This is a genomic window from Bacillus sp. GW821-FHT11D08 (assembly GCF_058808515.1).
Genome location: NZ_JBXARS010000002.1, coordinates 510,979 through 526,735, shown reverse-complemented (window position 1 = coordinate 526,735; position 15,757 = coordinate 510,979). Strand labels below are relative to the sequence as shown.

The following is a 15,757-nucleotide window of genomic DNA, read 5'->3' as shown; positions in this document are numbered from 1 at the left end:
TTTCTTTTCTTTATAATTCTTTGAAATCAAGTAAAGGAATCAGCAATTCTGACTCTTCCTTTTCTGGAGTTTCTCCATTGTCGATCCAGCATTGTTCCTTATTGAATATAACCGGAGAAAGCGGGTGTCTTTTTGTCTCTCCATATCCTAATGTGAGATGGCTGTCGCTCAATATCATATGTGCGTTCGTGCCCCCGAATCCAAAAGAACTGATTCCGGCTCTCAAAACCCCTTTTCTGGGACGCCATTCTTTTAAAGACGTGTTCGGAAAGAATGGCGACTGATCAAATTTAAAACGCGGATTTGGCGTTTTACAATGTAATGTCGGCGGGAGCATCTGATTTTTTATGGATAAGGCAACCTTTATAATACTCGCTATCCCCGCTGCGCTCATTAAATGTCCGAAATTCGTTTTTACGCTGCCTACTCCGCAAAATTGCCTTTCTTCCGTAACCTCCCGGAACACTTCTGTCAGCGCTTTTAATTCAATCGGATCTCCTATCATCGTACCGGTGCCATGCGTCTCGACATAACTGAGAGTATCTGCATCAATTCCGCCTTTTTTCAGGGCTTTTTTTATCACTGCGCTTTGCGCTTTCGGATTAGGTGTTGTCATTCCCATTGTCTGTCCGTCATTATTAACCGCGGATGAGTCAATTACCGCGTAAATTCTGTCACCTTCGGCAAGGGCGTCATCAAGTCTTTTCAAAAGGACTGCGCCGCATCCCTCTCCCGGTACAAATCCATCTGCCTTCTCATCAAATGTATGACATTTTCCTTCAGGTGAAAGCGCCCGAGCCTCACTCAGCATGACGTAAGGCTTTTGATCCAGCAAAATGTCAACTCCGCCCGCAATCGCCATATCTGACTCTTTTGACATCAGGCTTTGACAAGCGAGATGGACGCTGACCAATGAAGAAGAACAAGCCGTGTCTACAACCAGATTCGGTCCTTTCAGATTAAAAAAGTGTGAGATATGCGCGCCTATGAAATTTTGTCCTATACCCACGATCGTATTTTTTGAAGGGGAACCTATTTTGGACATAAACGTCCCGGTCCGCGAACCGATGAAGACGCCGACTTCTTTGTTTGATACTTCTTCTTTTGTATAGCCGCCGTCTCTCAAAGTCTGGACGCTGACCTCAAGGCATTTTTTGATTAACGGATCAAGCTCTGATGCCTCACTTTTGTTCATATTAAAAAACGCGGGATCGAAAGACTCAATATCTTGAAGAAATCCGCCCCACTTACTGATACTTTTTCCCTTTTCATAGGTGTCAGAGTAGTATGAAGAAATATCCCATCGCGACGCCGGGACTTCGCGGACACTATTTTGTCCTTTCTTCAAGTTTGTCCAGAACGTTTCTGTGTCCGGAGCATCCGGAAACTCACAGCCCATTCCGATAATAGCGATTTGGTTCAGACTGGTTTGTTGTATTTGAGATCCGCTGTCCCGTACTTCGGAAGCATTTTGATTTATATGTTGCTCTTTTTTCCGAACCTCAATGTTTTCTGAATCAATTTGAGGACTGATTCCCTCACTTGCAAATAATTCGTTTAAATAGACGCCCAGTTGTGAAAAACTCGGATACTCCAGAAAAGCTGATGGTTCAATTTTTATTTGAAATGCATCTTCCGCTTTTTTGACAAGCTGAACCAGTAAGATTGAATCAACTCCGTAATCCGCAAAAGACGTATCCTGATCTAAATTCTCATAAGGTATTTTCAGCTCCGCGGAAAAAATCTCCATTAACTTCCTGATCATAGCTTCATTGTCTCCCTGACCAGAGATCTCTTTTTCTTCAGCATCCGGGTTATTTTTAGCAGCTTGAATTCTTGTCTGAAGCAGCTGCTCCAGCTTGAATTTCTCCGGATGTGTCTTTGCCGGTATAAGGCAGGGGTATCCGTTTATCGTCATCATTTCATCCAGCATGGCAATACCTGTTTCTGTTGAGTGTGAAAGTAAACCAAGTGCCTGATATGATGGACTGGTCACCTCGCCCATCCCAATGTCCTTCCAGCTCGGCCAGTTAATTGATTGATAATACGTTCTGCCGGCTGCATGCTGATACGCCGCAAAGTAATCCATAAAAGCGTTCGCTGCGGCATAGTCACTTGTTCCGGCGCCTAATAAAGGAAAGGCGCTCGCAACAGATGAAAACAAAATGAAGAAATCAAGTTTGTCATCAATAAAAATGTCATGAAGTACCTGCATCCCCTGCACCTTTGGCTCAAATACTTCTCTTATTTCTTGATCAGATTTATGAATAAAAGCCGGATTCGAATGATTGGCTGCACCAGCGCAATGAATCACCCCGCCGATTTTGCCGAACTTCAGTCTCACCTCTGAAAAGAAGCGTTGTAATTTTTCTTTTTCCGTGAGCGGTCCGGAATACACTTCCACTTGAACTCCCTTTTGATCCAACTCATGCAGCAGTTGTAATTTCGAATAAAGAGGTGACTTTTCATCGGTGTCTTTTAACATGCCGGCTATTTTATCAGATTCCGGAAGGTCGGTAACTCCCATCAACACAAGTTTTTTGACTCCCTTGCCGGCATAATGTCTGGCAAGTTCTGCTCCGATCCCTCTTGTTCCCCCTGTAATAACCAGGGTTTGATCCGTACGGCATACTGGCAGACCGGATAGTTTCCGGTTTATTTCCGCTGCATGTAATTTCTCGACGTATGGAATATAACGTTCACCGTTCCGGTAGCAGATTTCACTATACAGCCCGTCAGCGCAAGCTTCATCTGTGATTACCTGTCTCAATTCCGCCGCAGTCCCGACATGACCGTCTACATCTATTGTTTTTGATTTTATCTTTTGATACTCCGCACTCAGCATTTTATATAGTCCGGCTGTTTCGGCTCCGGCTAACGACGGCTTGTCATTCAGAAATGTCTGCAGCCCTCTGGTCACATGTAAAACGAAAAGCTGTTTACGTGTCTTTATGATTTCCTGCAGCAGTGTCAGCTTCCCGATTGTGCCGGTGCGTGCCCCGTTTTGATCACTCCGCAAATCTGACAGGTCAATCATGCCGATGATTTCCGGATTTTCTTCTATGACTGCTAGGGCCGTTTTTTTGGCTTCTCCATCCGAATGATCCCAGTTATCTGCGCAAATGACAGCGGATTCAATCAGAGGATCTGAATCAAACAATTCGAATGCAAGCCGCTCACTTTCACTATTAGCCAGGATCATCACCTGTCCTTTCGTAAAAGCGGAAGGCGCAGCCTTTTGTTTTTTCCACGCTTTTTTTAATACATCAAATGATAAGTCAGTCGGTGCATGGGGCAAACTTTGCGGTACACCTGTTTTTTTCTGTTTCTGTGCTGCTTTTGCGGCAGGCACCCAATATCTGTTCCGTTCAAAAGGATATGCGGGAAGAGAGATAAGCTTCGGTAATTCCGCAGTGTACATCTCTTCCCATTGAACGTCTCCTCCGTTCACCCAGTGAATGGCCATTTCTCTTGCACTTTTAAAGCGGGCGGCTGACAGGGCATCCTTTTGACCAGCGTCTCGGCGGGCCTTTCCCCTATATAAACCGTTTAACTTATGATCTGACCGCAAATACATCGTCAGCTTATTGCGAAGGTCGTCAATGCTGCTAGCCTCAACAGCGAGCCGCTCTTCCATAGCGTTTCTCCCGGTCTGCGAGGTGTACGCGGCATCGGCTAGTGACGTTTTTGGCTCCAGTCCTTTTATATATGCATCAATCAAGAGTCTGAGCCGTTCTTCATTTTTGGCAGAAAGCAGAATAATTTGCGTCTTGTTGCTCTGTACCGTTTCCATCTTTTCTTCATTCTTATACTCTTCGATGATAATGTGGGCATTAGATCCTCCAGCGCCGAACGAACTGATGCCTGACGTTCTGGCTTGATTTTGCGGCGTCTCCCAATCGGTCAATTCAGACTGCACGTAAAACGGTGTTTCCTCAAAATCAATATTAGGATTTAAGTTATCGGAATGAAGGGAAGGAGCAAGCTGTTTATACTTCATTTGCATCAGCACTTTTGTAATAGAAGCAATTCCCGCCGCAGCTTCTAGGTGTCCGATATTTGACTTAACCGAACCAATTGCACAACGATAATCGCTTTTCGAGCTGTGCAAAGCTTTGGTTAAACCTGAAATTTCAATCGGGTCTCCCAAAGATGTCCCGGTGCCATGCGCTTCAATATAACTTATGCTGTCTGCATCAATCCCCGCCTTATCAAGAGTTTCACTGATGACGTTTGCCTGCTCGCCCGGATTTGGCACAGTGTATCCGTTTGTTTTTCCTCCGTGATTTACAGATGTTCCCTTAATCACACCGTAAATCCTGTCCCCGTCAGCCTTCGCGGCAGAAAGCGATTTCAAAAGAACGGCCCCGACTCCTTCTCCCGGCACATATCCGTCTCCTCCCGCTCCAAAGCTTCTGCAGCGCCCATCGCTTGAAACAAAATGATTTTGGGAAAGTAAAGTATATTTATCCGGGTGTAAAGATAAATTCACGCCTCCGGCTATGGCGAGGGTGGATTCTCCCCTTTTTATACTTTCACATGCAAAATGAACAGCAGAAAGTGAAGAAGAACACATTGTATCAATTGCAAGGCTGGGCCCGTGCAGGTCAAAGAAATATGATACCCGGTTTGCGATAGACGAATAAGAAGACAGGAGCGCCTGACGTTCCTCATCATCTGAAGCACCGGCTGCAAATAACTGATAGTGGCTGTAGGTGACACCGACAAATACACCTGTCTTATGCCGTTTCAACTTTTTCTTTGTGTAACCCGCATCTTCAAACGTGTGCCATGCTGTCTCTAAAAATAACCGTTCCTGAGGATCAATTAACTCGGCATCACGGGGCGAAATTGAGAAGAACAGCGGATCGAATTTATCAGCGTCTTTTATAAAACCTCCCCATTTGCTGTCATGACGGGCATTGTCACCTGTGTGATAATATTTCCGAAAATCCCAGCGCTCTTTCGGTATTTCCGTTATACAATCTTTTCCGGAAGAAATATTTTCCCAAAACTCTTCCACATCCTTCGCCATCGGGTAGCGGCCGGCTATACCGATAATCGCAATATCTTCCTCGGAAGGTGCGGATGGTGTGCGGGAAACGGAAAGCTTCTCCCGTTTCGCCGGCGCCGAATGATCAATTCGCTGTTCGGCTGCCGGTAAAAATGCCTTCTGCAACTCATGCTGATAGTGTTCAAGAAAATACTCTGACAGCTCTTCAACACTGCTGTATTCAAAGAAAAGAGTCTTAGACACTCTTCCAAAATATTTTTCCAGACGGGAGTTAAGACCTAAAATCGTTAGAGAATCAATTCCGTAACGGTCAAACGTATCCTCGGGTAAAATACTGTCCGCCGGTCTTCCCGTTTCCGCTCCGACGATCTCTGTCAAAAGACGGACCGTTTGCTTTTTCAGATCTTTTTCATGTAATTGCGGCAGATTACTGTTGTTTTCAGGCACAGTCTCTATCTTTTTATGGTCAGTTGAGAGTAATTCACTTATTCTATCTTTGTCTCCGCTGATAACAGCCAGCTGAGAAGCAGAGCGGCTCATACTGTCCTGAAAAGCGGCAAGCCCTGCTTGGGCGGATAAAAGTTCCAGCCCTGCATGTCTTAAAGCCTGCAGCTCTCCCGGCCCGACTGTCATATTGCCCGCATCCCATAACGGCCAATTAATAGAAAGTGTTTTCCCGGGACGTCCCTTAATGCTTCGATACTGGGTGAATCCGTCCATACATCCGTTAGCGAAGGCGTAGTCGCTTTGACCCGCATTAGGCAGAACGGCCGAAAGGGATGAAAACATAACGAAGAAATCTAGAGGCTCTTCTTCAGCTGCTTTATCCAGCCAAACGGTTCCGAATACTTTAGGCGCTATAACTTCTTCTATGCTTTCTTTCGTTTTTTTTATGATAAATGCATCCTTAACAAGTCCGGCACTGTGCAAAATTCCGTTTAATTCTCCGAATGTCTGCTTAATGTGCTTAATCAAAGCGTCCGTCTCTTTTTCCTTTGAAATATCTGCCGGGACATATAAGGCTTCAGCGCCGAGATTTTCAAGAGCGCTTAATTTTTGCGCCGTTTCACGGGAGGCCGGGGAACGCCCGGTTAATATCAGCTTGACTTCTGCCTGTTTCGCCAGATATTCAGCAAACAGATACCCGAGACCGCCGGCTCCTCCCGTAATTAAATACACACCGTTCTTTTTTACACTGAAACTATGTTTCTCCCCATCTTCTTTTTTTACTTTTTGAAGCTGCCTTTTATAATAATGCCTCGGCTCATAGCAGGTAAAGTGGTCCGTCTTACATTGATTGTTCCATTCAAAAGAGATGACATCTGCAATATGCTGCTTTGTAAACGGCTCGTCAAACATTGATTTCAGCTCTGCAGCCTTACATGTGAAATTCGGATTTTCGGCCTGTACGGTCTTAAGAAAACTTTCAACCGCGTTATAAATCGGCTGAACCTCACCCTCGGCATTTTCATACAGATACAAAATTTCTGCTTTCGGACAAAGTTTGTTCGCCATGAAGGCCTGAAACATTTGAAACAAGGAATACAGACTTTTATTGAGCTGCTTTCTCATTGCATCTTCCGTATTTTTGAAGAGCCCGGCAGCTAAAAAATGAATAATATGGCGGGGTCTTATATTTTGAGAACGCAGAACCCCGCATAACGCATCATAATCCTCATCTTTTGCAAAGTTCATTGTAAAACGACCGTTCCGGCAATCTTCGAAACGCTCGCCGGAAGTCACGTAAATGAAAGGCGCCTCATAACCTTCAAGCTGTCTCTTCATTACGGTATACATGCTGTCGTCTTCGCAAAAAAATAAAATTGGCTCTTTCGTATGCGGGAATTTTTTACTGCCTTTAAATTCATATCTATCCCATACCATTTCATATAGATGGGTTTTCCCCAAGCTCTTAATTAATTCCAGCCCTTCTTCAGGCGTCAGGCTGCATTCTTTCACCTTTTTCACGATTTGCTCAATTTGCATCGTTTTTTCATTCATGGAAAAGCAACTCCTCTATCAGCTCTGACGTCTCTTTCGTATTCATCTCACCTGTTTGTGCTTTTTCAAGAAGCGACATGATTTCTCCATCTGCTGTATCTTTATTTGAGTTGTGAAGCTCAGTGTTCGATAAAGCCTCAGCCTTCTGCGCTTCATCTTTATTTAAATGAATCCAATGTCTGTTCTTGCTGAAAGGATAAAGAGGAAGAGACAGTTTAACCGGTTTGAGTTCCTCCTCATACAAGTCTTCCCAGCTGATTTCACAACCGATCGTCCACAACTGAGCCAGTTTGGCCGGCTTGTTTTGCTGAATCAGTGATTGAACATATGCATGACCTTCGGGGCCGCCGAATAAAGGAGCGTACAGACTATCAAAATCCGTTACATTTCCTTCATAAACACCTTGCAGCCTGCTCCCCTGGATGTAACCGTTTAATTTTTCAAGAAGATCTCCGGTATTCGAGCAAGTGATCGCAAGGCGGCATTCAAATGGTTCCCTTCCGGTTTGCAGCGTATATGCTATTTCTTCAAGACCGATTCCGGACTTTTCTCTAAAATTGCCGTTATGCGGTTTATCAGCTGATCGATTCCGGATGCTGCTGATATAGCGGCACAGCTCGCTCAGTGTCTCTAATTCCTGAAATATGTCAAGTGATATTTCTGTCCCGTACATTTGGTTTATAAAAGAGATTAATTCGGAATAAGCCAACGGATCAAATCCGAATTCCGAAAGAGGTGTCTTTGCATCTATATCTGCGGTATCTAAACGCAGGATACCCGCTGCCGCTTCCCGAACCGCCTCTTGCAAATCACGTTCCTGCACCTCTTGCTGACTGAATTGAACTGATAGTTCTTCATGTAAAAACGTTGTTAACTCTTTGGCTTTAACCATCAGTCTTTCCTTTGTTTTGGCCGATAGAACAATGATTTGTTCCCGCTCGCCAGTTACTGCTTTATCTTGGCCGTATTCAAATTCTTCCACGATGACATGAGCATTTGCCCCGCCGAATCCAAAGGAACTGACTCCGGCACGGCGCGGAATTTCATTTCCTTTTCGATCTATTAATCTGGCCCACTTCATAGTTTTATTGACAATATGAAACGGTGTTCCGCTTAATTGAATGTAAGGGTTCAGTTCCTTGACATGAAGTGTGGCAGGCAGTGTTTTATACTTCATGGATAGTAATACTTTAATCAGCCCCGGCATTCCAGAGGCGGGCTCTAAATGACCGATATTCGTTTTTACTGAACCGATGCCGCAATATTGATCATGATTCTTTCCTGAATGCGGCTCAAAAGATCCAAACGCTTTTTTCAAGCCTTCAATCTCAATCGGATCTCCCAGTTCTGTCCCGGTTCCGTGTGCTTCAATGTAAGATATCGTTTCAACAGGAATATCGGCATTTTTGTAAACAGACGTTAACAGTTCTGCCTGAGCTTCCGGGTTCGGAGCGGTCAATGAAGCAGATCTTCCTCCGTGATTTTCTCCGGTTCCTCTCAGAACTCCGTAAATATTGTCTCTGTCATTCATTGCCGCTTGCAATGGTTTCAATAACAGAACAGCTGCACCTTCACCGCGGACATAACCGTCGGCAAGTTTATCAAACGTCTTACACCGGCCGTCTCTAGACAAAATACCGAGTTTATCAGTATACATATGCGTGACTGGATCTAAAAGCAGCGAAACCCCGCCTGCTACCGCCAGCTCACTTTCACCATTTTGAATCGAACGCACAGCTCTGTGGATTGCTACAAGACTGCTTGAGCAGGCTGTATCAATGGACTCACTCGGACCTCTGAAATTAAAATAGTGGGATACACGATTGCTGATGAGCGCCTGGCTGTTTCCAGTTCCCGCAAACGCATGCGCCCCGTCCGAATGCCTCATCAGCAGCTGGCGGTAATCATTAAATTGAATGCCCGTAAACACCCCGATATTTTTGCCAGACAGCTTTGAAGCTTTGTAACCCGCATCTTCTATCGCTTTCCAGGTCTCCTGCAAATAAATTCTGTGCTGAGGATCCATGAGTTCTGCTTCCCGCGGATTAATATTGAAAAACGCCTCATCGAATTTATCGGCATCTGTGATAAAGCCGCCCCATTTCGAATGTACTTCGCTGCTTCCTTTGCCTTCGGCGTATTTTTTCCAATCCCAGCGATCCGGGGGAATTTCCTGAATCAAATCTTTTTCATTGATTAAATTGATCCAAAACTCATCTGCATTTTTTGCTCCCGGAAAAACACAACTCATCCCGATAATGGCAACTGGCTGCTTCTCCGGATGATGGTCAGCCTGTCTTGCTGTCTTTTTTTCAAACGGAAAACTTCGCGGCGGCTTCACGGTTTTCCCGGTGGTTTTCCCAGCGTGCACTACTTTCCTTTTTTCAGAAATGTTTTTTTCTGCATCTGTATTCCCTTTTGCAACAGTACGCAGTTCACTGTTTAGAAATTCTGAAAGAGACTTAATATGGCTGTAAGTAAAGAAAACGGCAGGTGTCAGCTTAAGTTTGTATTTTTTATTCAGTCGGACAGCTAATGTTTTCAAACTGATAGAATCAAAGCCGAGATTGCCGAAATTCTCTGCCGTATCCAGCTGTTCAATGTTAATTTTCAATAATTCCGATACCATTTGCTTCAGTTCTTCCAGGACATTGTCTGTATAAGCCGGTGCTGTATAAGAAATTTCCTCTTGACGAACCGGAAGCGTATTTACTTTTTGATGCGGCAGATCTTTTCTTGCTGGTGTCGTTTCGGCATCCCCGGTAACAACCGAAATTTGCGGACAGTCACTTGCCAAAATCGTCTCAAAAGCCGCTATCCCTTCTTCCGTTTCCAAATAATCAAACCCGGATGCGGAAAGATATGCTTCTTCCGCTTCTTTGTTTAAATGCATTCCGCCTTTACGCCACAACGGCCAGTTAATCGAAATGCTCTTGCCTTGTCTCTCTTGCCGGCGGCTCTGTTCGGATCTCCAATTTATATATTGATCTTGAAAATAATTGCCCAACGCATAGTTAACCTGTCCAAAATCTCCGAAGACCGAAGAAATAGAAGAAAATACGATAAAGAAATCAAGCGGCTCATCTTTCGTTAATTCATCTAAACATACCGTGCCTTCAATTTTAGCAGTCATGCCATCTGAAAAATCAGCCAGATTCATCTCTGTAAATAACCGATCATCGGCATGACCAGCTGAATGAATAACGCCTTGAATGGAGCCCCAAGTCCGTTTCGTTTCTTCTATGACCCGTCCCATCGTCTTTTGATCTGCGGCATCAGCTTGATAATATACCGCATCTCCTCCAAGCGCCTGCAGCCGGTCAATGTTATGGCGTTTATCAGCAGTTAACGGTGACCTTCCCGTCAATACTAATTTTGCTTGATATTGAGAGGCCAAATATTTTGCGAAAATCAGGCCCAGACCGCCCAAACCGCCCGTTATGAGGTAAATCCCTTCCTGTTTCAGCTGATGAGAGTGCTCTGTATGATTGAATACATACTCCTTTAATGTCTTAACAAACCTCTTGTCATTTATATATTTAACTTCTTCCGCCTGCCGTTCCATGCCTGAAACCATTTCGTTAAGACAAAATTCAGCCATTTTTTCAATTGATATACGTTCTGAAAAACCGATTGACTTCACATTCTCTGCGGATGGCACCAACATATTCGCCGTTTTTAAACAGCCTGCAAGAGCGCCCGTATACGGATCATTCACGCCTTCTTTAAAAGAGTGAACAAGAAGCAGAGAATGAAGATAAAGAGAGGCGTCACTGCGGGCGCTCAGGGCTTTTAATAAATAAAAAATTGATTCCAGGCCGCTGAGAAGGCGGTCACCCGCGTAAAATGTTTCTCCCGTGTGCAAGATGACATCAGGAGAAAACCCCTTTTTCTCTAATTCTTCGAATAAACGAATGTAATCTGACGTCACTTCCGGGTTTACACAGAATGTCAGCAGATTTTGATCGGTCTGCCGCTGATCCGGCGTGACGAGAATGACACGGCTGTCTGATTGATTTTTCAGAGCTCCAGCCAATGCTTCATCTTTTGCAAAGACCAGAATTGTTTTTGGCTCCCTATCTTTGATTTCAATCAGAGGGTTTTTTTGATCCCACTTATGCTCATAAAAACGCACATTTTTATTAGGCTTTTCGCCAAAAACCAGCCCGCTCAGTTCCATCAAAATCCCGCCGGCATTGTCTAATACATACACATCATAAGCCGAATCGCTTTCTCCAGTTTGTTTTGCATATACATAAACGGGTTCAGTCTCATGATCAAAAATCGTACATTCTTTAATGTTTTCCGGAAGCTCTCCGGCATTTTCCCCCGCAAGGTATATGACGGCTTGATATACGCTCTCAATAACTTCCGGTTTGATTATGCACCCTTTCGGCCCGGCCTTTGCTTTTATCTTTAAAAGTACCTGTCCGTTCCTGCTGACGCATTGCTCTGCCGCTTTCAGACTGTCACTGCAGCTGTATCCGAATTCGGCAAGCCGCTGATAAAACGCTTCGTGCGGTATGCGGTCTGCGCGCTGAGACAGAAACGGCTCAAGATGAATATTTCCGTTCTCGTACGCCCCGCCTTCTAATTCGAGCCGCCCTGAGGAATAAATGGATGAGTCGCTCTGTTTTTCTATAGAATACGATGCACCCTGATTATCCGGGGTTAATACAATCCGGATCTGCTCATTGCTTCCGCTTTGTAACATCGGTTCTCTAAAGGAGAGCTCTGTTAATTTAATAATCGGATTCCCTGAAGCCATCGCTCCGGCAGCTCTCGCCATTTCAATCTGGCTGAGAAACGGAAACATTTCCTTGTCTTGATACTTTGTTTTTATATACAAACCGGTATCGCTTACATTGATAAGAAACTTCTGTGCTTTAAAATCAGATATATTGCATGAAATGTAAGGATGCAGATCGTTATTTACGTTCATCCGGCGGCTTCCCATATTTTGCGTATCTATTCTGCACAGCTCTTTGGCAAATGGATATCCGGGTGCTGATACCCGTCTCAGAGTGGCATCTTTATAAAGTGACGGCCACTCTATCCCGTTACCGCCAACCCAGTATTCAGCAATCTTCACAAGATCCCTGTTTGCGGCTGCTTCTTCAATTTCAACTTTATTCATCCTTTGAGCTTCTGTTGTGTCTTTGCCGCTTGTAAAAATATGATCCGTCGCGTTTCCGAGAATATAGTCTGTCAGTCTTTTAAGCAATTCATCTCTTGTGGAGGCGATAACAGCCAATCTGTGCGGCATTTCTTCTCTGCCGGTTTGTAAAGTAAATGCTGTATTTCTAAGTGTTTCTAATGGATAATCTCTGGCTGCTATATGTTCTTTTGCGCGTTTTGCATATTCTGCCAGCCTGTCGGCATTTTTTGCAGAAAAAACAAATAAAAGCTGTTCAGGTTCTTCAGCCGCGAGAGGAGAGATAGCTTCATCCGCAAATTCTTCTAAAATAACATGGGCATTAGCTCCTCCTGCCCCGAAAGAACTGATTCCGGCACGCCTGGGAACGGATGACTCCCATTTTTCGGCACTGTCCGGTACATAAAAAGGTGTTTTTTGAAACGGTATATTTTCATTCAATTCAGCAGAATGAGTCAGTGACGGAACAATCGTTTTATGTTTCATTTGAAGAATAACTTTCGTAATGCCCGCTATGCCTGCAGCAGCCTCAAGATGTCCGATATTTGATTTAATCGATCCGATCGCGCATGTTTTCTTATCGCGTTCGGCATCTGAAAATGCTCTGGTCAGCCCGGTGATTTCAATCGGATCTCCTAAGGCGGTGCCTGTTCCGTGAGCTTCTATATAGCTGATGCTTTTTGGATCAATAAATCCTTTTTTTAAGGCTCTCGTAATGACCTCACTTTGAGCTTTGGGATTCGGCACGGTATATCCATTCGTCTTAGCACCGTGGTTGATGGCTGTTGCCTTAATAACTGAATAAATCTGATCACCGTCCGCAATAGCCTTTTTTACAGGTTTCAGCAGCACGGCACCTGTCCCTTCTCCCGGCACATAGCCGTCTCCTCCGGAACCGAAGCTTCTGCACCGGCCATCACTGGATAAAAATCCGCCTTGAGTCAGGAGTTCATATTTATGAGGATGAATGGATAAATTGACGCCTCCTGCAATTGCAATTTCACATTCATTCCTGATTAAACTTTCACAGGCAAAATGAACAGCCGTTAATGATGAGGAACACATCGTGTCCAAAGCAATACTTGGTCCGCTGAAATTAAAGAAGTACGATACCCGGTTGGCGATTGATGCATATGAGGAAGAAACGGCCGCTTCGTGACCAACGCTGTACAGCTGATAGTGGCCGTACATAACCCCTGCAAAAACACCGACGTTTTTTCGTTCAAGCGTTTTCTTTGCGTACCCCGCATCTTCTATGGTGTGCCAAACCGTCTCTAAAAACAGTCTCTCCTGCGGATCAATTAATTCAGCTTCGGCAGGAGAAATATTAAAGAACAACGGATCAAAATGATACACATCGTCAATAAATCCCCCCCATTTGCTTTGGTTTTTTACTTCATCGCCCGCTGCGGGCTGATAGTGCAGCCCCGAATCCCACCGATCCTCAGGTATCTCAGTTATACAGTCTTTACCGTTCAATAAGTTTTCCCACAGAGTATCAAGATCATTTGCCATCGGGTAACGTCCGCTGATACCGATAATCGCGATATCATTGTCATGATACTTCTCCTGCTGCACCTGATTTTTCATCTGGATTTTCTGTTTCCCGTTAACTTCGGCTGTCTGTTCATGATCTTTTTTCTTCTGAGATGGGGTGCTGCTCCCGTTTTCTCCTAACCGGAGTTTATGAAGAAGAGTATCCCTGTGCTCCTCAACGAAATACTGTGACAATTCTTCTGCAGTCTGATATTCGAATAACAGCGTTTTTGAGAGCGCGCCGAAATGTTTTTCAAGCTCATTCGTCATATTGATAATCATAACGGAATCAAGTCCGTATTTTTCCAATGCCTCTTCTGCATCTATTTTGTCCGCAGGCATCCTGAATTCTGCAGCAATCACTTTGATGATGAAATCAGATGTTTCAGCTTTCAGTTTCTCTGAATCAAATGATTCGATATTTCTCCCTGTTCCTTCATCTGCCTGAATATTGTCTTTTCGTTCATATAATTGCTGAACATGATTGTCAATTTGCTCATCTCCGTAAAATACAGTAAATTGCGAAAAACCGGAGGACAATGCGACTGCAAACGCTTCTTTACCTTCCTCTTTTTCTAAAGGATAAAAACCCGCCTTTTTCATTGTCTCTACCGTGCGCTCATCCACTTGCATGCCGACTTCTTTCCACAGCGGCCAGTTCAGAGAGAGAGAAATCGTATCAGAATTCCGGGCAGAACGCATATTCATGAAATGATCCATATAACTGTTTCCGAACGCGTAATCAGATTGCCCGACATTTCCCAACACTGCGGAAGTAGAGGAGAAGCAAATGAAAAAGTCAGGATTTTCTTTCTCAACAGCATCATTCAGCCACATCGTACCCAATACTTTCGGTCTGATTACCTGATCGAATTCCTCTCGTGACTTGTTAAGAAGGAAAGAGTCACGGATGATTCCCGCGCCCTGAATGACCCCGTTTACTTTTCCATAAGAAGTTTTGGCTGTTTTGACTACATATTCGGCTTCTTCCTTATTGGTAATATCAGCCTGAACATAAACAGCTGACGAACCGGCATCCTCTAATCGTCTCAGCTGTTTTCTTATATGATCTGAAAGCGGAGATCTCCCCGTTAAAACAAGGCAGCATTTTGTTTGAAAAGCCAAATATTCTGCAAAGGTAAATCCTAATCCGCCCGCGCCTCCTGCGATAATATATACTCCATTTTCTCTCAGCGGCACATCTCCGCTTCGGGAATTTTTTTCGGGTTCATACGTTTTGAGCTGTTTGACATAACGCTGCATGTCTTTATAACGAATCTCTACATCTGAAGGCTGGAAATCACTCAGCTCATTGCGTATGATATCAGCTGCGTGAACGGCTGCTATTGACTGCTCCATCTCAATGCTTTTTGCTGAGATTAACGGATTTTCCAGCTGCAATGTCCGCAAAAATCCGCTTGCCGCCGCGTAAAGAGGCTGTTCTCCAGAAAGATGTGAAAAATATCCATATAACAGTTTGATCGGTTTGCGGCAGTTATTTTTGAAGAGCGCCTGTTGTAATAAAAACAAAGAATAGACTCCGCTGTCGCATTGTTCACGAATCGCTCTCTCTGTTTTTTCAAACGGCATGTCTGACCACAAATGCACCGCTTCCCGTATATCTGACTTCTCTTCTTCTATAAGCCATCCTAACAGGTTTATGTAATCTCTTTCAGAGCGGGGGTCGATTTCAAATACACCGTCCCCGATTTTTCGAAACTCTTTCCCCGGCTTAACCAAGATAACCCTTGTATCATGCAATGCAGCAAGTTCTTTACTCACATCTTCATTTTTATCAAATAATAAAAGGCTGCCCTCACGTCGGCCGCCTTTTACATGAATGCTGAGATCTGTCCGCTGCCAGACCGTCTGATAATATATCGCCTGTCCGTTACCCCCTGCGGAATGAGAACCAAGCTGCTGTATCCGCTTTACTCCTTCTTCCAAAGAAATGATGCCGCTTTCTATGTCAGAAAGTACTTTTTTTCTAATATGACGGGCTTCTTTCATAAAAATCTTCATCCCCTTTACAAATGGCACTGCCGCAAAAT

The 15,757-nt window shown here is 44.3% G+C and carries 2 protein-coding genes; both read right to left on the bottom strand.

Annotation, left to right across the window (positions count from 1 at the left end):
• Positions 1-10 precede the first annotated feature (10 nt).
• Positions 11-7,015 carry an SDR family NAD(P)-dependent oxidoreductase gene (locus AC1RRX_RS06270; RefSeq protein ID WP_144463972.1) on the bottom strand — a complete coding sequence of 2,335 codons (7,005 nt, stop codon included), beginning with the start codon at positions 7,013-7,015 and terminating at the stop codon, positions 11-13.
• Positions 7,008-15,716 carry a type I polyketide synthase gene (locus AC1RRX_RS06265; protein WP_144463973.1) on the bottom strand — a complete coding sequence of 2,903 codons (8,709 nt, stop codon included), beginning with the start codon at positions 15,714-15,716 and terminating at the stop codon, positions 7,008-7,010. The genes AC1RRX_RS06270 and AC1RRX_RS06265 overlap by 8 nt, the downstream gene beginning before the upstream one ends.
• Between the last annotated feature and the right edge of the window lie 41 nt (positions 15,717-15,757).

Coding starts and splice junctions, on each gene's coding strand:
- AC1RRX_RS06270 (WP_144463972.1), bottom strand. CDS start 7,015: ATGAATGAAAAAACGATGCAAATTGAGCAAATCGTGAAAAAGGTGAAA.
- AC1RRX_RS06265 (WP_144463973.1), bottom strand. CDS start 15,716: ATGAAAGAAGCCCGTCATATTAGAAAAAAAGTACTTTCTGACATAGAA.